Here is a 20,904-nt window from a genome sequence, read left to right as displayed (position 1 = left end):
TTTTTTATGAAAAAAAAGATCCTCGCAATACTACTCTTACTCGCGTCAAGCGCATTCGCCCAGTATGCCAACGGCAAATTTCATAGAGGGCTTTTCTTTTCAACAAGTCTAACCTTCGGATATACGTACCTGCGCAACTACGAGTTGAGCATTCAGGACGAAGGCTACAACGAAAAGACGCACAAATTTAATGGCGCCATGCACCCCTATGCCGAATTGCGATTCGGCAGGACTACCGCCAACATTTTCTCCTTATACGGATCCCTCGGGCTTGGATTCGGGATTGGAAATTTTGATGCCGTGGACAAGTCCTACAATGTTCATCCAGACAACAACAGCCAAGTCGAGGCCACCGGTCTGGACGTCAAATTCCTTGTAGGCGGAGGCGCAGAGTTTTATCCCGTTCAAAATCAGGAGAATCCTCTTTACGGTCTATTCTTAGGATTCTCCCTGGGTTTCGTGATTGACGGCGTAAAATACACCATCGACGAAAACGATGGCGACTTCGACGGATTTGCCAACATCTTTTACCGTTTTGAATTGGGTAAGGAATGGTGGATTGACACACGCTGGAGTCTCGGCGTAGCATTGAACTACATGTACGGATCCCTTGAACTCAAAGACGAGACATCCTCGTACAATAGCGCAGGAATCAACGAAAAAGCATCCTGTGTCACACACACCATTGGCATTTCAGTAAGAGTCGCCCACTAATTACTTCATCACGCGTATAGTCGCGGAGCTGTTACGGGATTTCACGAGATACGTGCCGTTTGTCTTCGCGAGTGCGCGGACTTTCTGCGAAGCGTCCTGAACGTTCAAAGCATCGACGCGACCCACATGCGCCCCGAGCATATCAAACACATCGTAGGAGGCAGGCGCTCGGCTTGACGTAAACTTCGGGCGAACCGAAACATATTCATGGAAGAACTCAAGCCAATCGATATTCACGTAGTTGCCCGTAATCAGAATTTTCAGAACGTGCTTTCCGGCTTCCAAATCAAAATTTCCCAGATTTTCTGTTTTATACACGCTCCAGTCCTCGCCCGTCTTGGAAAGCGTTCTCGCCGGAATAAGTTCCTTGTCATCCAAGAGCAAACTCAATCCCGACGATTCTGAACCCGAAGCATAATTGACGCTGACGCCATACGCGCCAGCATCTTCAACATTCACGGTGTATTCCAGCCACTCGCCTTCCTGCGTGTAGCCAATAGCGTAGTTGTCGCCACCTGTATAAATATCGACGCCGTCCTTGCGGTACTCGCCGCCCCTGTTTTCGGAATCGTTGTCCGAGAACGAAGCATTTCCAGTGCCAATGCCCGTGATGTCGTAATTTTCCGCCTCGATCTTGCCCGGGATTTTTGCAGGCTCGCCGGCGACAACGCTATCGCCTTCCACCTTGCCAAACGGCTTCTGCGGAACAGGTTCCACGGGCTTGCGGTTCACCGCCTTGAGCATCTGCGCCGCATAGCGCTTGCCGAATTCCACGTAGGCATCGTGATTGAAATGGTAGCGGTCCACGCCGTTACCGCCCAAGCCCTCGGACGAGGCGTAATACGTGTTGTCCATCGTATTCGGGAGTTTCGACACGCGGTCGGAATAGCAGCAGCCTTCGCGCAAGAGTTCGCCTGCCACAAACGGCACCGTATCAGAACTCATGTCAAGCGCCTTGAGAATATCGTCGCGAGTTTTCTTCACGATCTTCGGCCAGTCGGAATAACCGCCGTCGGTTTCACCCTGGTGGAAAATGAATCCCTTGATGACGCCCTTTTCTTGCGCCTTTTTCGCGATGTCGATAATCGTCTTCGTCACGTTACCGTCGCTTGCGTATTCCTTCGCGTAGTTCTGGAGCCAGGATTCTGCCGTCGAGAGGTAATTTTTGTACTGGTCCTGGTCAAAGAGCTTGATGCTTGCGCCGCCCACGGCCACCGGGATAATCCCGATGGTCACATCAGGCATGCTGTCCGCCATCGTGCGCCCAAACCAGTCCGCCACGGAAATCGTGTTGCCGCAGTTAAAGAGCGATGGCACCGCCGGGTAAACGTCACCAAGCGTGTTGCGCCCCTTGCCCGAGCACTTTTGCGTCGCAAAAATCTTGAAGCGCGAATTTTCGACCTTGTCCGCGCTCTGGGCATCGGCAGTGCCGCCCATGTTGGACTGCCCATACGCAATGTAGATGTGGAAATTCGGATCTGGAGCAGCCTCGGAAGGAGCAGCACCAAACAACACAAAGCCAGCAGCAACGCATGCCACGGACGCAAAACCAGAAAGCTTATTAAACATTCCCATATATCCCTTTGGGTTAAACAACAACTATAAATTATACAGAAATGCAATAAAGCGCTCCCCCACCCTAAAAAATTCTATAGACACTTTGTCTATGCGATTTCGTCGCAGTAAGAAGCAGGCAGTAGAGATAGGAATGGGTAAAAAAATGTATTTTTTACAAAGTTAATATTCTCGGAAATTTTTTATCAAATCTTATGACAAAAAGACTTTTTGCGACCTCGCTTTTTATATTCCTCTTTGCATCGAACGCCAGTGCCTGGGATATGGGAGCATATGTTGAAAGCGCACAAGCCGGTGAAGGGAAAATTGATTCATCCACTGTTCAAAAAATCGAGCAAAAACAACCCGAAGACGCCGACAGCAGCATGGCGTTAACCGAAGAAAAAAAACAACAGATAATCAACAAGCACGTCTATCTCGGATGCTATTTTTCAGCGGAAGTTGCATTCGGTTACACGTCGCTAAACTATTCTGTAAACAACAGAAGCGGCAAATCTGTACAAAAATTCAGCGGACTATCTTTTCCTTATGCCGAAATACGGTTTGGTCATTACTTCGCTAACATAGTCTCCGTTTATGGAGCACTTGGAATCGGAATTGGCACAGGCAAATACGAAGGCCCCTACCCAAAGCAAGATAAAGAGGAAATTGACGCCGTGAGCTTTAGAGGTCTTTTAGGACTCGGTGCTGAAGTTTATCCATTTCAAAACAAGGAAAGCGCTCTTTACGGCCTGTATTTAGGGCTTTGCGTTGGCGGCGCCGTCGAAAGGGCACAAGACGACAACGAAAGCTTTGGCTACACATACCGCTCAGCCGATCCTGATTTAGAAATCTTCGACAATACCTTTATCCGTTTTGAAGTAGGTTACAGCTTCTGGATTGATAATCGTTGGAGAGTAGGCCCAGCTTTCAGCTATTCTTTCGGCAGACATGATTCTGACGACGAACACAATGACATTACTACAAGCCACAATTTCAACTTAGCCATTAAGATTGCACTCTAAAAGTGTCGCACACATCATCTGCAATTAGCAAAAAAAATTAGCCCCGTCGCTTTGGACGAGGCTTAAAAAAAATCACTGGATCCTTCCGCCTTTCGGCGTCAGGATGACGCAAAATAGATTACTTTGCGCGTTCGAGGTAAGAACCGTCGCGGGTATCGACGCGGATCTTGGTGTTGTTTTCGATGAAGAGCGGAATCATCACCTTAGCGCCAGTTTCGAGAGTAGCTTCACGCATCACGTTACCGCTGGTGTTGCCTTGAACTGCCGGAGGAGCGTCAACGATCATCAAGTCAACGAAGGTCGGCGGGATAACTTCGATCGGAAGTGTAGCCATCGTCTTCGGATCCTTCCACCAAGTGACTTCGACAGTAGCGCCATCGAGGAGCCAAACTTCGCAGCCATTGAGAGCTTCCTTGGAGATTTCTTCAGTTTCCTGAGTTTCGCTGTTGAGGAAGTACCAAGTAGAACCGTCGTTGTAGAGGTAGGTCATTTCGGTGTAGGTCACATCAGCTTCTTCCACCGTATCACCGCTCTTCCAGGTGCGTTCGAGAGTACGGCCAGTCACCAAGTTCTTGATACGAACGCGGTTGAAAGCCTGACCCTTACCCGGCTTCACAAACTGGTTTTCGATGATTTCATACGGCTGACCATCAACCATGATTTTCAATTTTTTACGGAATTCGTTGGTGCTTACAGTACCCATATTATCCTCTTTTGGTTTTTGATTCTAAATTTAGCAATATAATGAACAATTCTGTTAAAACTTTCACGCATATTTCTGAATTTTTAGACTATTTGGGCAAAGATTTTACAGGTTTGACAAGCGAAATGCGCGCAAACCTCGACCAAGAGCCCACGTTCGCATTCAACTGTTCCAAGCACTACGCCGACCTCATCAAGAATTCGGCCGAGTCCGTCAAACTGCTACGCGAGGTTCTCCCAAGCAAGGACGAACTCAAGGAAGCCCCAGGCTTTGTCGATGACCCCGTCGGGGACCTCCCCGCCGGCAAGTCCGAATGCATCTTGCAAAAGTACGACAACCGCGCCCTCATCGTTTCGACTTCTGCCTGCGGTGTGCGCTGTAGGTTCTGCTTCAGGCGCAACTACCCCTTCCAGGACACGCAGAATATCGCGAGTGAAGTTTCGAACTGGCTGGATGTCCATACGAGCATCTGGGAAGTCATCCTCTCGGGCGGAGACCCGCTCTCGCTTGGCCCGGGACCGTTCCGCGACCTCGTGGAAGCAATCGCATTCCACCCGTCTGTCACGACGCTCCGCATCCACACGAGACTCCCGATTATGCGACCGGACCTCGTGATGCAGCATTTTGAACTTTTGCGAGAACTCCCCGCACGATTCAATTGTGTGCTCGTGGTGCACGTAAACCACCCCGACGAACTAGACGAAGAATCCGCCGCCGTTTTCGCACAACTTAAATTCAGCGGTTGGACACTCTTGAACCAGAGCGTTCTTTTAAAAGGCGTGAACGACGATGCAACAACGCTTGAACGCTTGAGCCGCAGGCTATTCGAGCAAGGCGTACTCCCCTACTACCTGCACCAGCTCGACCACGCAAAAGGCGTCGCCCATTTTGAAGTCAGCGACGAACGCGCCCGAGAACTCATCGCGCAGATCCGCACGAAGCTCCCCGGCTATCAAGTGCCCAAGCTCGTTCGAGAAATCGCCGGCGAAAAGAGCAAGACGCCGGTGTAACAAGACTTAACTGAGACCTTCGTCCTTTCAGTCCTCAGGATGACGATTTCATTTAGAACCAGTAGCCTACGCCAAGCTGGATTTTGTTGAATAGGTAATACGAACCGACCATACCTTCGTCGATATATTCGAATTCCTTTTCAACGGATTCGATACCCGTCGCATTGTCTGTACGGCTATTCCATCCAGAAACGGTGTAGCTGCCACAAGTTTTATTGACCGTCACGACATCGGTCAGTTGATATGACAAGTGCACATCGACAAAGAGGCCAAAAGAAAATTCGTGTCCGAGACCTACAGATAAGCCTGCTCCGAAAAAGCGGTCGTCATGGCATTTGTCCGGCCGATGTTCTTTCGGGATATAGAATTCACTTTTTCGCATAAGCAAAAAGTCAAAAACCGGCCCCGCCTCGAAATAAATTATTTCTGGAATCTGGAACTGCGCCATCACGGGAATTTCCAAATAAAGCAGATAGTCCTTATTATCACCTTTCCACAAAGATTCTGTGCATCCATCGCAGCTAACACCCACTTGTTGATCATCCGAAACAAAATAGCGGTAGTCTAGCCCGATTGATGGATGCAGCGCAAAGCGGTTCGAAAGCTGGTACAGCGCATCAAACGAAAGTGTTACGCCGGACCCGACGCCGTCCGCATAAACGCCCCAGGGTGCATCGGTAATTTCGTTAACCTTACTCAGATTCAAGTGAGTTCCCAATCGCAAAGGTCTGTCAGTCGCAGCAGCCGATTCGGCCCCACCGGCTAGCAACAGAACGACAGCGGCAACCTTCATCATTTTTTCAAACAACATATTTTCTTCCTAACTCGGTTTACAGTAATTTTATTCACGCCCGATAATGCTTTCAATGCATTTTTCAAATTCAGAAATATTGTCCTTTTTATATTGCAACGCATGTGCATCTGAATCCGAATCTTTTGCGAGAAAATCCAGATAAGGCGCATTTTCTTCACGGCATAATTCAGGCGAGACATCATTCTTCTTGCTATAATAGCCAGCGCATATTGTTCCATTAGACGAGAGCGTTACAGCCACGCTATCGCTATAACGAGCATAGTCCAGTTTCAAGTCAAACGAATGACCTTCATGCGTAAACTTCATGCTCCTATTCGTTTTTTCTTGAACTGTAATTCCGTATTTTTCAGGACTATTGTTAATACGTGAATAAAAAACATCTTCGAACATAATGGTGTTATTACCGTTCAAGAACCGGAATATATCACCCACAAAATCCGAGTTCATATAATCATAGTTAGCTGGGTCGCCTGCACGGAATTCAACTTTATTGCCAACGAGCTTAAAAAACTTATCGTAAGCGTCATTGTTACAGCCATAGACACCATCGATATAAAAGCACGGCAGCAGACGCCAAGTTCCCTCTAACACGCCAGAGGTTCCGCCAACGTACTGAAACGTCTCAAGTTCTTTTGTTGTTTGATCTTCGTAAATGAAAGAAAGTTGCAATGTATCATTGCGGAAGTTATAAGCATAGTGATTTGTATCTGCAAAATAATAGTCAGGATCATAGAAAAGCGATCCATCGCGCTTAAAGCAGCCTCCAAAAATTTCAGTTACAAACGTTATAGAATCCTGAGATTCATTAACCAGCACCTTGCCCTTCCCCACCACACGGCTCATCGCAAAAGCATTTTCCAGTGAATTATCTTCATCGACCATACCAGTCGTATTCGAATCATCGGTAAACCCTGCACAACCGGCAATAAAAGCCATACAAGTACAGCCTACGGCAAAGAAATTTCGAATAAAATCTACAGTTTTCATTTATCCCCCACTTTTTTACTCAACGGGAACAGTTGCAAATTCATACGATAAACACAATCGTATTTTTTTACGTTAGAAACAATGCTCGCCACTTTTTTACGGAAAGCGTCCAGTTCTTCGGCAAGGCGTTCGTAGGCCTCCTTATCAAGCCCCATAGTCACCCCAGAAATATGCCGTTCCCTTCGCGAGAACCGGCTCAAAGCATTGGACGCAAGATTCGCATATTGCTTTTGCATATTGACAACCGTTGCAGAAACAACTTCGCGAGAACTCGAAATGCCCACACTTGTCTGCACGTAATTTCCGCATTCATCCTTTTTCAAAAGGCCAAGCGATTCCTGAAGCTCTAAAGATTTCCGAGCATCGGCGGCAGGGATCGGCGGAACAAGCGCATGCCCCATTTCAAGCGGAGTAGCGCCTTTCATAATCGGAGCAAGTTCCCTGAGAGCCGGATTCACCCACGACGAAAAATACGCAAAGGACTTGGATTCCAAAAATTCAATTTTATTCCCTTGCGCAATCTGCATCATCTTTTCAAAAGAAGCCTGGCGCAGATCCGGATTCGAAGAATCACAGAACGTAACCATTTCACGGAAATAATCCGCCTGCGTACCAGACAAATTCATTGCAGGCAAGACTTTTTCAACACCAATTTTTGAAAGCCGCGTTTTGCCGTCACAAACAAGTTTCAAAAAACCGGACGACGAAAAACCCGCAAGCATCGCAAATCTGCGCCACGTAAACGCAGAAGTCTTTTTACGGCATTCGTAAAAATCCTGCATGTACGCGCGATAATCTCTGTATTCAAAAACGGATTTCATATTTATTCGCTTTTCTAAAGCTAAAATAAATAATCCATCCTAAAAAAGCAACACACACAAAACAAAATTGCGTAAAATTTTACAAAAACAACGTTTAAAAGCGCTATTTTAAAATTTTCACTTTACCATATGAAACAATCTGTTTCATGAGAGAACAAAGCGTTTCTACCGAACACTAACACGCAAGCACAGATTCGATAAATTTCCTTTCCAGGAAATCATCAAAAACAGCCGGCGGCATCACATTCAATTCTTCGTTTTTGCTATAGACAAGGCAGTTCCCCTTTGGGCCGCCCAGCCAATCCATCCCCTTGAACATAAGGGTAATGCAATCGTCAACAGAAAAATCAGCAACATCGATTTTGGCGAATTCGGAATCACCATTACATGCAAGGTCTGAATGAAACAGGGCCGCATTGTACTTGGGCTTGAACTTTTCAATAAAGACGCGCTCGGTTTCTAGCGAAAGCAATTCGACAGACGGGAAATTTCTTCCCATCAGCGGAGATTGGAATTCATTTATCGAAACAGAATTACCGATCAGAAGGCTATTATCGCGTTCCAGGACATCAAAGAACAGCAAAACAACGTCATCACGAATGTCCTCATAATCCTCAATTTCAGATTCCAGCAAATCCAGAATCGACTCGTGATGCCCGTGACGAGCCTTCATACATCCGTTCGTCACCATCCCAATGAACATCACCTCGTAATCCCAAAAGAATTCCTTGGACTTATCAAAGTTCGGAATATGGAGTTGCTTGCTCAAATAGAGGTACAAAATTTTTTCAGGCGTAAGCCAAGTGACAAAAGAGTCCTCATTCAGACATTTTTTCAAGTCTTTAGCGCTCATCTTTTTAAACAGATCAGAATCGACCTCATAAATCTTCAATCGATGAGCTTTGGGGACGACTTCGTTATTTGCAAGAATGTGCGATTCTTTATCACCGGCATCTAAAACAAGCGTTTTTTTCGCGCTCGTCTTGAAAATAGGCTCTTTTGTAGGGATCGATACACTTAAACGCCCATGAACGCCGACAAGATCAAATTCTATCTTATGGCCAGAAAATTTCAAATTGCCAAAATAAAGGCGCGACTTCTTAGCGACCATATACACATGAGCTTCGCTGACTGCATTCAATAACTTTGCATCGCTCTTGACCCATGCAATATCATGATAAGACAACGGACAACACGCTAATTTCAACGTCGTAGAAATTACCTTCATATCGACCTCGCGATATCACCCATACGACGCGAAACATAAATTTTTTCTTGAAATATCAAAGGGGGAATATTAACAAAAATTTACGTTAATTTTCTTACACAATAGTCAATTTTTTACAGAAAAAGGCGAAACCGGAGTTCCGCCTTGGAAAAAGTTACAAGATGTGGAGGGGGGGGATTCGGTAAAAACTATACCTTTTCCACATTAATACTCGGCAACGCCCCTGGCCCATTACTAGTATAATCAATCTTCAAATTAATTTCGCTCGCTTCTATATTATCACCATAACATTTAATTTTCACAGAGCAATTCCCCCTAATATACGTCATGTGTGGATTTTGATTCAAATGAGGTAAAACAAATCTGGTAGAAAGATGATTTACCATATCCACTGAGGACTCTATAAAGTCCAAATAAACACATTGTCCAGAAGCAACATCACGATAAACACAATCTAAATGAGTCCATTTAAATGGAGCAGGAACAATTTTACGGGAAGTTCCATAAGCCCCTTTAATTTCTACAACTTTTACAAATATTTTTTTTACCGTTTTTCTAGAATCATTTTTGAATACAAGTCGATAAATTTCATAAGCTCGACAATTTTGAACATTTTGTGGAATCTTTTCCACACGCAAAAAAGCTATGTTCGGTTTTTCTGAAAAAAATTCTTTTATTCTATCACCAAAACAACCAAAAACGATAACAGCAATTGTCGCGATAGCAGTTGAGATTGCAGCAATCATATTAGGATCCATATGCAAAAACTCCGTACAATATTTATAACACATTCCAATGCAACATACAATACAAACAATTATTACAGAAATAAGCAATAATTCCGCAAAAAAATCTCTAATTTTCTTCATATTTCACTTTCTATTACAAGCAACAAATCACATCCAAATCATAGTATTTTTATTTGTAATTCCAACTAACTCGTTACAAATAAATACTTTTTATTTCTTACAACAGAACTATTACAACACAAAATGCGGAACATTTGTTCCGCATTTTGTAAATGGCGATGCCGGATCGGTGTCCGGCATGACAATATAAAGACGATGCCCGCTCGGAGGCGGGCATGACAATTTCGGCGATTCTCGCGCATTTTTCCGCAGCAGTTCTCGACTGCGGCGAGTCTCGAGGAGCTTACAGCACGCCTTTGCTGCTGGGGACGCCCTTCACATTGCGGGAAGGAGCTACAGCCATGGCGACGGCGCGGGCGAATGCCTTGAAGATGGATTCCAGGCAGTGGTGATTATCCTTGCCGTAGAAAAGTTCCACATGCAAGTTCATGCGAGCGTTTTCGCAGAGGCTCTTGAAGAAGTGCTCGAACATGCTGGCTTCGATTCCGCCTGCGGTTGCTGCGGGCAAATTCACGTTCCACACAAAGCCGATGCGGTTGCTAAAGTCGATGCACACGCGGCTCAAGGCTTCGTCCATCGGAACAAAGTAAAAGCCGTAACGTTCGATACCCTTCTTGTCGCCGAGGCATTCAACGAGCGCCTGGCCAAGCACAATGGCGATGTCTTCCATGCTGTGGTGCATATCGACTTCGGTATCGCCCTTGCAGGTCAAATCGAGGTGGAATCCTCCGTGGACTTGGAACAAGTTAAGCATATGATCCAAGAAGCCCGAACCCGAGCTGATCTTGCCTCTGGAGCAATCGTCCAGGTTCAAGAAAAGTTGAATATCGGTTTCACTCGTCTTGCGAGAAATCTTAGAAGAACGCATCTTAGCACCTCTTATTTAAGGACACGACCGTCATAAACGCTAAAGCGAGCCACACGGCCAAACTTCGGCACCGGCACCGGGGTTTCCACGCCGTTCAAATACATTTTGCTGATAGCGCGCGGTTCACCAATCACAATGTAGAGCGTACCACTTGCGGTATAGACAAGCTTGTTATCAACCGTTGCAATGTTCGCTTCTTTCACAAATTCGTCATCATCTTCGTCGCGCTTGATGCCGACCCAAGAACGCATCTCGCCGGAACCGACGAGTTCAATTCGAGTGCGACCGTTATCCGAAACCGGGCCTGTCACAGTATCCTTCTTGGAGGTCGATGAGATAAAGATCGTTGCAGATGCCGGGAGATTTTCGGCCTTTTTCACAGCCTTGTCGATTTCGGCCTGAGTCACCTTATCCGTTTTTTCGTCCTTGCTGGAATCGACCGGGACCTTGATTGCCCCTTCAGGCATGTCCTGGCTGACTTCCGAAGAATCGTCAGCAGCAACTGCCGCCGGAGGATTGGCTTTGGCATCTGAGGCAGCATTGTCACGGGTTACAAAATGAAGCCCGACAATGAGAAGAACCAAAATGGCTACGATTGCTATAGGCACGGCCTTGCTGCGCGGCTTCTTTTCGTCTTCGGTCACCGGAGCGATATTCTTGATGGGTTCAGCTTCACGAATTTCGTAACTAGAACCCACTTCCTGGGTGTACATTTTAAGGACGGCCTTTGCATCCAAGCCAAGCTTCGAACTCACAGAATTCAAATAGCTACGGACATAAGCTTCAACCGGCAAGGATTTCCAGTCGCTCGCTTCGATAAAGTGAAGCATTTTCACCGAGATTTTCGTGCGCTCGGCAAGATCTTCGATAGAAAGCCCTTGAGATTCGCGAACGCGGGCCAAGAAGTCGCCAAGGCGTTCGTTTGGATTCTTCTCTTCCAACTGAATCATTTGCTATACCCTAACTTGTAAACCATCCAACATTTCCAGTGTACGTGCAACTGGTAACCCAACCACGTTGTAGTAGCAACCGTTGATAGACTTGATCAGGCGCGCGCCATTCGTTTGAATGCCATAGGCGCCAGCCTTGTCCATCGGGTCCTTAGAATTTACATAATCTTTAAGCTCCTGTAAGGAACAGTTTCTAAAAAAGACCTCTGTTTTCTCCTCAGACGCGCTAACGATTTCGCCATTGAGCGCAATCGCAACTCCGGTGATGACAAAATGCGAACGATTGTTTAGTTTACTCAGCATTTCAAGAGCGTTCGCCTCGGATTTTGGCTTGCCAAGCGGCTCGTTATCCAAAAACACGAGCGTATCAAAGCCAAGCACGTAAGCATCGCGTACCTGGCGGGATACGGACAAAGCCTTGATGCAGGCGTTTTCGCGAGGAAAGTCGAGCGGGTTTGTGCTCGTGGGCTTTTCGTCTTCGCCCGAAACGACCACGCGGAACTTGACTCCCAGCTGCTTTAAAATTTCAGAACGGCGCGGAGAACCGCTTGCAAGGATTATTTCTGATTCAGTCATAATAGCTTATTAGTTACTAGTTAACTCTTTCGTCTCTCGTCTACAGGCTCGAAGAGCCGTTCTCTCGCCTAACTTAGTCATAACTCTTTGTATCGGTGCTGCCGGCGTTAAGCTTGATATCCGGCAAGTCGCGGACATACACAGAGAAGCTCCACCCTGCGGCAGGCCCTGTCGGGGTCCACGTAAAATCTAGCTGCCAGCAATGCAACGAACGCTTGAACGTAAACTCGTGCGAGACAAACTTGCCTTCATTGTAATCATAGCGGGTGCTGTAAGACACGTCCCAGTTCACAGTCGGCTGAAATGTAGCAGAGATCCCGGTCGAATGAGAAATATTGTCTTTGAACAAATTCTTTGCGACTCGTGTACTGCTAAACGAATAACGATAATCCAAACTCAACGACCACTTGAGCATTTCGTACTTTTCAAGCTGCGACGGAAGGCCGCCGTTAAAAGTTCCGCTCCAGTGGAAGCTCTTCGAAAGCTCGTAACCCCAATACGTGAGTTCCGGGAACCTTACCTTGTTCGGATTCACATCGTACTTGTGATAGAAGCTATGACGCGTATTGATGGTAAACATGTAGTCCGGCAAAATCTGGAAGCCGAACGACGAAGAGATATCCGAGAAGTTCAGAGAATCGGCTGCAAAGTTGTACGAAAAGCTATGCCTTGTCGTGAGCAAACGACGAGTGCCGTACTGATCTTCAACAGCTTTCGCGCGCTTGGCCGAATCACCACGACTCGTATCGGCATGCCCAGCCACCTTGAGATACTTGATATCAAAGTCGTTACTCAAGCTAAAGCCAATCGTCTGCTGCTTTTCCTGGTACGGATACTGCCCCAAAAGCGGGTGCGGCGCAAAGGTCTTTACAGTATCAATTTCAGGAGCATACGTGTAAGAGACGCTCGGAGAAAGCACGTGGCGAATACCGGTGAATCGTCCGATTTCAGGAACCCAGATACCATAGAGCTTTGTATCGGCAGTCAAGCTGTAATTGTGATTATAAGCCACATTGCCATAAGTTCCGGCATCCGGATTAAAGCTCATGTAGCGTTTTCTTTTGTACAAAGAATCGTTCGGATTGCGCCAGGAAGTACCCGTCCAGTAACCTGAAAAAGAAGCTCGCGGAGTTATGTTGATCACATCAAAAAGACGTCCCGAGTAATCCAAAGTATAGTTCCCCGTGTACCCCAGGTAATGGGCCGCCGTATCTTTGTTCAAAGTCGTATCGCGGGCCTTGCGCATGTTGTAGTTAAAGCGGTTCGTAAAGCTGTAGTTGAACTTTTCAAGAAACGACTGGAACGATCCATCTTCTGCGGCAACCTCGCCTTCTTCCAGTTCAAAGTTGAAAAGGTTTCCGCTCATACGGTACTGGATATCAGGCAAGTTGCGTTCAAGCATGCCTGTCGTGAGGTTGTGGCTCTGCGAGATTTTCACCGTCAAGCTCTTGTTGTTCCCGAACTTACCAGAATAAGCAAGAGAAGCGTTTGCCTGCTGGTTCAAAATAGTACTCGCCTCTAGCGAATTTTCCTTACGGATGCTTCGGTCGCTCACAAAAGAACCCTGACCGCTCAAAGTGTGCTTTGCGTCGGGAGTCAGGTTCTGATTATGCGAGAACTCGATGTCGTAACCACTATTGCTGAAATCAAATTCCTGGAGGTAACTCGTGTACTTCAAGTAGCCATCCAGCAAATAACGCTTCTTGTAACGGATCTCGCCCGACAAGGTCGATTTTTCAAACCGTGCCTCGTCGCCTTCGATAATGTCAGCGGAAAGCGTTGCATCCCAGTAATCGTTGGCAGCGTAATAGAAACCGATATTGCGCAAATAGAATCCCTGCTTCTGGTCACCACCGAACTTCGGCGTCAAAAGGCCGGATTTACGGCCACTCTTGAGAGGGGCGACAATCATCGGGAGAACCGCCACCGGCACATCGGCAATGTTCAACACCACCGGCCTTGCGGTAATCGTCTCCTTGGGCTTGACCACCATGCGGCGGCCATAGAAGTAGAAGTGCTGGTGCGTCGTATCGTTACACGTACTGAAGTCGCCACGAGCAATCTGGATTCGCGTATCAGGCAAGCGGCGGACTTCCATACCGTTCAACTGCTGGTTATCCTGGAATGTAGTAGCGTAATAGACTTCACCAATTTTGGACTTAAGGTTGTACTTGAGGCGCATCCCCGACAAAGACGGGTTCTTCGCTTCACGGAGAACTGGATTGCCTGAAGCCGCAAGGATCTGATTTTTCTGGTCCATCCAAATCGTGTCCGACTCCAGCGTTGCAGTACGGTACTTAAGCTGGGCCGACTTATTCAGATTAAAAGTCGAAGATTCAACATCATAAACCAAGTCAACGGCATGATACTCGATCGTATCGACACCCGTCGTATCGTTCATCCAATCGACTTCGGTCGTATCTTCTACAGGCTGTTCACGCTCTTCGAGTTCAAAGCGGGTCATCTCCTCGCCATAAGAGCAAGGAGCGAAGACCGCAGCGAAGAGAATCGCCAAAAAGGCCCACAAGAAGCGATGGGTTTTGGATAAAATCACGGTTCCACAAGATAGAAAAAAAGAACGCTCCAAAATAGCAGCGTTCTTCAAAATTTTTGTTTAAAGCGCGAATTACTTCAGCACAGCATTTGCACCGCTCACGCTGCCATTGTGGTCAATGGAAATAACATAGCGGCCATTAGAAATCTTGGAACCGTCCCAGTTGAGCGTGTTCACGCCAGCGACAGCATTGTCGAGGCCAAGCTTTGCCACCTGTTCGCCATCGGCGTTCAAGATCGTCACGGTTGCACGGCCCGGAGACTTAAGCGTAAACGCAATTGCCTTGCGGCTGAAAAGGCGGAGGCTTGCATCGCCAGAGCGGACCGGAGTCGGCTTGGAGAACTTCGGAGCAGACTTTGCCTTTTCCACATAAATTCCATTGACATCAGCAGAGGCAACAGCCACATCGTTCTTGATGAGATTTCCACGGCTAAGCACAGCGACGAGCTGCTTGTCGTTTTCGGTAGCGCTTGCAAACGTTTCAAGTTCCTGAACATTCACACGTTCCTTGTCGCCATACCAGTTCTTGACAGCCTTGTTGTCCAAGTCCTTCACAGTAATCTGGGCGCGACGGATCACGGCAGAATAGGTTTCGCCATTGCTTGTGTAGGTGATTTCGAGCGGCTTATTGACCTGACCGCGGAGCTTAGACTTTGAAAACTCGATATCCTGTCCCTTGAGGCTTACACCATCAACAGACGTGATGATATCGCCAGCACGGAGATTCGTCTCTGCAGCCGGTGTACCCGGGATGACTTCAGCCACGTGGACACCTTCGCCCACCTGATAAATCGTAATGCCAACGCCACCAAAGGATTCGTCAGCCATAAGCGGAGCCGTCATCATAGCGGCAATCAGAGAAGCCTTAACGAAAGAATTCATAAAAATCTCCTTAATTTTCTTCCATAATATATAATAAAAAGTTGCTATTTCAAACGAATTCACACTGAAATATATGGGATAAAACGGCAAAAACACACTTCAAAGCAACGGATGGGCACATAAACGGTCCTTTTTGGCTAGTGAATCATTGCAATTATCCGTTCTCCTTATACCAACACTTCGGAAATCCCGAGCATCCCCAGAACTGATTGCCTTGATTTTCACCTTTCTTTGCTGTTCGTAAAACTAATGGCTTACCACACTTGGGGCAAATCTTTTCACACTGAGGTTCAGCCTTATTTGCAATCAACTCTGTAAGCATTTCCTCATATTTCTTTGCATAATCTGATTTTATAGGCTTACTACACTTAATGAACGAATCTAACAATTCGTGCATATCCTTCTCAGAGGACTTTAAAGAATCATCCTCATCTTCAATTTTTCTTATATAGGCAACAAGCCGATCCAAACGAATAACAACCTTACGAATTTCTTCAGGAGCCTTTGAGTCATTTAAAATTGTCTTTGGATTCGCCAAGACAACAATTGATCGATATGTTTGAGGGAACAACTTATCAAACAAGCCCTGTGTTACAAAATTATTTTTGTATTCACGACGAATTTCTTTGAGAATATTCAAATGCCTTTCGTTTTGAGAAACAGGAGATGGGAATCCTTCTTTTCGCTCAAATTTTCCTAACCACTTATGACGAATAAAGTTTCCCTTTTCATCAATTTCAATATTACCATAAAGGTTCTTACATTCAATAACAAATATATGCTTTCTTGTTATCACTAAAAAATCTATTTGAGCAGATAGACCGTTCTTTTCCAAATACAGGTCATGCATAATAAGCATGTCCATACCACTATTTTTCAGTTCAAATGCAATCTGTTTTTCGCCCTTAAGTCCTGCTTCAGCAATAGCAATTTGCTCATCAATTTTATCTTTGAGTTTTCCAGAGGCTCTTGATGAAAGCGATTTCATTTTTTCAATAAAAGATTCAGCATCGCTATCTTCCTTAATGAATACAGGACCAAAATACTTAAAAAATAAAGCGTCAATAATACCCATAATTTATTTCCTCAATTGCTCTTTTTTATAAACACCTTTTACACTACATTTATCTGCAGAATATGTACCCAAAGAGAGTCAATGATTTATATTGAGCATAATCAAACATAGCCATCTCCGTTTTTCTTCCGTAAAGATATACTTTACCATAAAATAAAACAACAATTTTTAGATAAAAAAAGCCCCCAGTTCAATATCCGGGGTAATACGCAAAAGGGAATTTTACTGGATCTTTCGACTTCGGGCTACGCCCTTCGCTCAAGATGACACTATTGTCCAAAGTCATCAGAATAACACATAAAAAGCGTACATTCTTTTATTCCGTCATTTCCTTTGATTCGTCGTAAGACGGGCGGTCATCTTCGTAATCCTTGATCGTCTTGTCGCCAGGAACAACAATCAAGCCAAGCGTCACCGGCTCGCCCTTCAAGTTGATGTAGGCTTCGAGATAGAGCGTCGTCGAGAGGCGAATGAGGCGCAAGTCCATCATCGTGCCGCCCTTGTGGATGCTCATCGGGTCCAAATTGAAGAAGAGGAACTTCTTGTTGATGTATTCAAAGCGGTCCTTTTCGTAGTTGATGGACCATTCCGTATCGCCATCGTTTTCCTGACGGTAAGTGCAGCGGTCATTGTCGATATCGCATTCAAAGCTTGCGCTTTCCTGGTAGCGCTTGTTCCATTCGCGACTAAAGGCGCAAGACTGTACGCGAGAACCGCTACGGTGCTTGTTCAGCTGGTCGTTGATGACCACGTAATCCATCTTCATGTTCTTGACCTGATTGTAGACATTCATGAGGATGATGTAAGCTTCGATATCCTTCGGGCACTTGCCTGTGAGATTCACATCTTCGTGCGCCTTCAAAAGCGTCTGCTGCAATTCAATGTCGATAGCATCCGGAATTTCACTCTTCTTGATTTTGTCAAGCGTTTCCTTAGGCGGTACATGGATAATCTTGTCACCCTTCTTGATGGCGTAACCGAGCTGGTCGCGCACATAGTCCAAGCACTGCTGCACGTGAATATGCACCGTATTGGAACCTGCGGAAACGAAGTCCGCACCAATGCGCACGTTCCATTCATCGGCTGTATTTTTTGCGGCCTTGTCAAGCTCGCAGAACGGCTCTTCGCGGGTACCATCCACAAAAATCAAGTTCACGTGGAGCTTTGTCACAAGCGATTCTTCCTTGTTGATGGCACTGCCCAAGCTCCAGAAATTCGGATTCAGGCGAAGCACTTCGGCAAAAGCCTTGTCGCCATCGAACGCCGGCAAAAGAGAATCGTTACGGGCGTTTTTCTCCTGCAACAGTTCAGAATAAGAAGTCTTGACATCCATGTTGTCAAATGAGTTACGAGCAACCGCCGAAAAAGCCGAAGTGGCCAAGAACGAACACGCAACAGCAATGGACATACCCAATCTTGAAAACATTTCCCTCTCCTATTTTTTCACAAATTTTTTTACAGCAAAATTCAGCAAGTACAGGATGACGCCACCTGCAATAATCGTAGGACCGACGACAAAATTCAGCTGGCAAGCGACTAAAAGTCCAAGCACCACAAGCACAAGCGAAACGACGACGGAAACAACCATCATCTGTAGCAAGTTTTTGGCATAGCATTCTGCAATGTAAGCCGGGATCGTGAGAAGCGCAATCACGAGAATCATGCCCACCGCCTGCACGGCAATCACGACCGTAAGGGCGATCAGCGCAATCAAGAGCATGTAGTAGTTCAGCACAGGAATGCCCCGGACACGCGCAAATTCCGGATCGTACGAAATCGAAAGGAAATTGCGGTAGCAAACAGAAACAGCCCCCAGAATGAACACGAGCAAACCGCCCATCCACCAGAGAAGTTCTGTCGGCACCGTCAATAGGCTACCGAACAAGAAGCTCATCATCTCGCCGCTGTATCCGGGAGTCAAATCAGTCAAAATCACGCCAAGCGCCATGCCAGCCGCCCAGATAATCCCAATGAACGTATCGGAGTGCTTGCGGTCGCGCCACGTGAGAACGCCCATGAGCATGGCACAGGCAAGTGCAAAGCCAAGCGCCCCAAGCATCGGCGAAAAGCCGATAAAGCAGGCAAGCCCCACCCCGCCAAACGAAGCATGCGCCACACCGCCCGAAAGCGATGTCAAGCGGTTCACCACGACATACGTCCCCATGACGCCACAGGCAATGGCAACAAGCACCGCCGCGACAAGGGCGTTCTGCATAAAATCCATGGAAAGCAAATCGAGCATTTTTAGGTATCAGGGGTTAGAGATTAGCTTCTCCCGTAAATTTAGTAAATGCGGGATATGAAAATCCACCCAGCCGGGCGCTTGTATGTTCGGATTCACGAGAACGGTCGTCCAGCCTCGTTCATGAGCGGGTTCCAAATTGCGGAGCGAATCTTCGAGCAGCACAATTTGTGACTTTTCCGACGAATCCTGAGCCAAGACGCCCCGCGCCATAAGCCATTTTTCGATTTTATCGTATGCGCTCACGTGAGGCTTGCCTTCCCAATCCATGAGCTTGAGGTCAAAAACATCCTCAATCGCAGAATCAAGCTGCATATGCGCCATGCCTGCGCGGCTCCAATCCCCTCGCCCATTCGTAAACACAAAGCGGTGCCCCTCAAGCGATTTCAGGAGTTCGAGCTTTTCAGGTGCCACCTTTGGATAAACTAGGTACTCCGGTTCATGGATAAAGTCAAAGAAATCGTCAGGAGCGGTGCCATTCATCGCCATGAGTCCCGAAAGCGTCGTGCCAAAACGGTGCAGATAATCCTTGCGAATTTCAGTCGCACTTTCAAACGTCCCGCCCACGGTCTTTTGGACAAATTCTGCAATACGGTGGTCGAGCGAATTTAAGACAAAGCGTTCCTCTTCGCCATAAAGCGTCAAGTCGTAATCGAACAGCCAAATTTTCGAGGCGTCGTTTTTGATGCCGATATCCAGCGCACTCACAGAGCAAGACCTCTTAATATCCCATCGCAAGCCCGCCGATTTGACGAGCGAGGTAAGTGGCATAGTTGTCCGTCATGCCGCTCACAAAGTCTAGCACCTGGTGGTAAGCTTCGGCGGTCGTCACGCTCTGGCCAATCTTCGCCTGACCAATCAAGCGGACAATGCGGTTTGCACGGTACGAATTGCGGTCATTCTGGCGGTAATCGTAAACACCGTTGATAAACGCATCGAGCACGGTGCTGAGCGTCGTATAGCTACCGACTTCAAGTTCAGTCTTGCGGCGGTCGGGGTAAATGCGTTCTACGCCCAGGCGCTTTGCAATGCGGATGCCTTCCATCGTATCCGAACGGGAAAGGTCAATCAAATGCTTGTCGAGCGTCCCTTCCATGATGCGGTCATAGTGCTTTACGAAAAGCACCGCCACGTCATCGATCAAGTTCTGGATCGCGCGCCCGCGAATACTGCTGAGAAAGTCCCTGAAATTCTGGCCATTTTCTTCGAACTCGCGGTCGATATCGACTTCGGGACCGCACAAGAAGCTGAACATGTTGCGCACATCGCCAAACGTCAAAATGCCAAGTTCAATCGCATCTTCGACATCGAGAATGGAATAGCAAATATCATCTGCTGCTTCCATCAAATACACGAGCGGATGGCGAACCCAAACGCCGTTTTCAATTTCTGGAATGCCAAGAGTCTCTGCGGTTTCGCGGTAAAGCTCTGCTTCGGTGCGGAACAAGCTCGTCGGGCAACCGTAATACGCGAGTCGCGGATACTTGATCATCGAACCAATCGTCGCATACGTAAGTCGCATACCGCCATCGAGGAAGTGGTATTCCAGCTTGCTCAAAATGCGGTGGCCTTGAGCGTTACCGTCAAAGTTTTCGAAGTCCGCAATTTCCTTGTCGTTGAGTTCAGACATCGGCGCCGAACGGCGATTCTTGCGGAACCATTCGCGAATGGCGGCTTCGCCCGCATGGCCAAACGGCGGGTTTCCAATATCGTGCGCAAGGCATGCCGACTGCACTATCGTACCGAACTGGTATTCGTTCACATACTTCGGCAAATGCTTTTTGATCAGGTGATACACCGTAATTGCAAGGCTACGGCCTACGCTCGAAACTTCGAGACTGTGCGTGAGGCGGCTGTGGACGTGGTCATTCACCGAGAACGGGTGAACTTGAGTCTTGCGGCCTAAGCGGCGAAATGCGGTAGAAAAAACGATGCGGTCGTAATCGCGATGGAAGTCAGAACGGTTCGGGTCCGGATCGGCCGGGTGACCGTAACGCGTTGCAGAAAGAAGCGTATCCCATTGTAGCATACC

The 20,904-nt window shown here is 47.0% G+C and carries 20 protein-coding genes; 3 read left to right on the top strand and 17 right to left on the bottom strand.

Features of this window, described 5'->3' with window-relative positions; all coding sequences use genetic code 11:
- The first annotated feature begins 6 nt into the window (after positions 1-6).
- Positions 7-714, top strand: coding sequence for a hypothetical protein (locus ACJMM9_RS13280; protein ID WP_405327860.1), 708 nt, complete (start codon positions 7-9; stop codon positions 712-714).
- Here the strand turns inward: ACJMM9_RS13280 and ACJMM9_RS13275 are convergent, their stop codons facing one another.
- Positions 715-2,283 (bottom strand): sialate O-acetylesterase, encoded by a 1,569-nt coding sequence (locus ACJMM9_RS13275; RefSeq protein WP_405327857.1) that lies wholly within the window; start codon positions 2,281-2,283, stop codon positions 715-717.
- Positions 2,284-2,483: 200 nt separating this feature from the next.
- On the opposite strand from ACJMM9_RS13275, the gene ACJMM9_RS13270 reads away from it, so the two are divergent.
- Positions 2,484-3,293, top strand: coding sequence for a hypothetical protein (locus ACJMM9_RS13270; protein WP_405327854.1), 810 nt, complete (start codon positions 2,484-2,486; stop codon positions 3,291-3,293).
- A 118-nt stretch (positions 3,294-3,411) separates the two neighbouring features.
- Here ACJMM9_RS13270 and efp read toward each other — a convergent pair whose 3' ends face one another.
- Positions 3,412-3,996, bottom strand: coding sequence for an elongation factor P (gene efp, locus ACJMM9_RS13265; protein ID WP_072827029.1), 585 nt, complete (start codon positions 3,994-3,996; stop codon positions 3,412-3,414).
- Between the two features lie 41 nt (positions 3,997-4,037).
- On the opposite strand from efp, the gene ACJMM9_RS13260 reads away from it, so the two are divergent.
- Positions 4,038-5,006: a KamA family radical SAM protein gene (locus tag ACJMM9_RS13260; protein WP_405327851.1), complete on the top strand. Its 969-nt coding sequence runs from the start codon at positions 4,038-4,040 to the stop codon at positions 5,004-5,006.
- A 52-nt stretch (positions 5,007-5,058) separates the two neighbouring features.
- Here ACJMM9_RS13260 and ACJMM9_RS13255 read toward each other — a convergent pair whose 3' ends face one another.
- The 15 genes from ACJMM9_RS13255 to ACJMM9_RS13185 all read right to left on the bottom strand — a co-directional run bounded on the left by ACJMM9_RS13255 (position 5,059) and on the right by ACJMM9_RS13185 (position 20,901).
- Entirely contained in the window at positions 5,059-5,817 is a 759-nt protein-coding gene (locus ACJMM9_RS13255) for an outer membrane beta-barrel protein (protein WP_405327849.1), read from the bottom strand.
- Between the two features lie 30 nt (positions 5,818-5,847).
- Positions 5,848-6,807, bottom strand: a complete 960-nt coding sequence (locus ACJMM9_RS13250; RefSeq protein WP_405327846.1) for a hypothetical protein — start codon at positions 6,805-6,807, stop codon at positions 5,848-5,850.
- Positions 6,804-7,628, bottom strand: a complete 825-nt coding sequence (locus ACJMM9_RS13245; protein ID WP_405327843.1) for a TIGR02147 family protein — start codon at positions 7,626-7,628, stop codon at positions 6,804-6,806. The genes ACJMM9_RS13250 and ACJMM9_RS13245 overlap by 4 nt, the downstream gene beginning before the upstream one ends.
- A 175-nt stretch (positions 7,629-7,803) precedes the next feature.
- Positions 7,804-8,856 (bottom strand): hypothetical protein, encoded by a 1,053-nt coding sequence (locus tag ACJMM9_RS13240; protein WP_405327841.1) that lies wholly within the window; start codon positions 8,854-8,856, stop codon positions 7,804-7,806.
- Between the two features lie 188 nt (positions 8,857-9,044).
- A complete protein-coding gene (locus ACJMM9_RS13235) occupies positions 9,045-9,725 on the bottom strand; it encodes a hypothetical protein (protein WP_405327838.1) in 681 nt (226 codons plus the stop codon).
- A gap of 283 nt (positions 9,726-10,008) precedes the next feature.
- Positions 10,009-10,593, bottom strand: coding sequence for an imidazoleglycerol-phosphate dehydratase HisB (gene hisB, locus ACJMM9_RS13230; protein ID WP_173354424.1), 585 nt, complete (start codon positions 10,591-10,593; stop codon positions 10,009-10,011).
- Between the two features lie 11 nt (positions 10,594-10,604).
- Positions 10,605-11,543, bottom strand: coding sequence for a helix-turn-helix domain-containing protein (locus tag ACJMM9_RS13225; protein ID WP_405327834.1), 939 nt, complete (start codon positions 11,541-11,543; stop codon positions 10,605-10,607).
- Positions 11,544-11,546: 3 nt separating this feature from the next.
- On the bottom strand, positions 11,547-12,119 hold the full coding sequence (locus ACJMM9_RS13220; RefSeq protein ID WP_405327831.1) for a Maf family protein: 573 nt from the start codon (positions 12,117-12,119) through the stop codon (positions 11,547-11,549).
- Between the two features lie 73 nt (positions 12,120-12,192).
- A complete protein-coding gene (locus ACJMM9_RS13215) occupies positions 12,193-14,673 on the bottom strand; it encodes a putative LPS assembly protein LptD (protein ID WP_405327828.1) in 2,481 nt (826 codons plus the stop codon).
- 72 nt (positions 14,674-14,745) lie between these two features.
- Positions 14,746-15,555: a PDZ domain-containing protein gene (locus tag ACJMM9_RS13210; RefSeq protein WP_405327825.1), complete on the bottom strand. Its 810-nt coding sequence runs from the start codon at positions 15,553-15,555 to the stop codon at positions 14,746-14,748.
- Positions 15,556-15,709: 154 nt separating this feature from the next.
- A complete protein-coding gene (locus ACJMM9_RS13205; protein ID WP_405327822.1) occupies positions 15,710-16,630 on the bottom strand; it encodes an NERD domain-containing protein in 921 nt (306 codons plus the stop codon).
- Between the two features lie 316 nt (positions 16,631-16,946).
- Entirely contained in the window at positions 16,947-18,056 is a 1,110-nt protein-coding gene (locus tag ACJMM9_RS13200) for a hypothetical protein (protein ID WP_405327819.1), read from the bottom strand.
- 9 nt (positions 18,057-18,065) lie between these two features.
- Positions 18,066-18,872, bottom strand: coding sequence for a metal ABC transporter permease (locus tag ACJMM9_RS13195; protein WP_405327816.1), 807 nt, complete (start codon positions 18,870-18,872; stop codon positions 18,066-18,068).
- A gap of 9 nt (positions 18,873-18,881) precedes the next feature.
- Positions 18,882-19,643 carry a pyrimidine 5'-nucleotidase gene (locus tag ACJMM9_RS13190; protein WP_405327813.1) on the bottom strand — a complete coding sequence of 254 codons (762 nt, stop codon included), beginning with the start codon at positions 19,641-19,643 and terminating at the stop codon, positions 18,882-18,884.
- Complete coding sequence (locus ACJMM9_RS13185; protein ID WP_405327811.1) at positions 19,594-20,901, bottom strand: deoxyguanosinetriphosphate triphosphohydrolase; 1,308 nt, start codon at positions 20,899-20,901, stop codon at positions 19,594-19,596. The genes ACJMM9_RS13190 and ACJMM9_RS13185 overlap by 50 nt, the downstream gene beginning before the upstream one ends.
- Positions 20,902-20,904: the final 3 nt, after the last annotated feature.

The sequence above is a fragment of the Fibrobacter sp. genome, assembly GCF_045112255.1.
Lineage (GTDB): Bacteria > Fibrobacterota > Fibrobacteria > Fibrobacterales > Fibrobacteraceae > Fibrobacter.
Note: the sequence above shows the minus strand (reverse complement) of the source record. Positions and strands in the feature narration are given on the sequence as shown.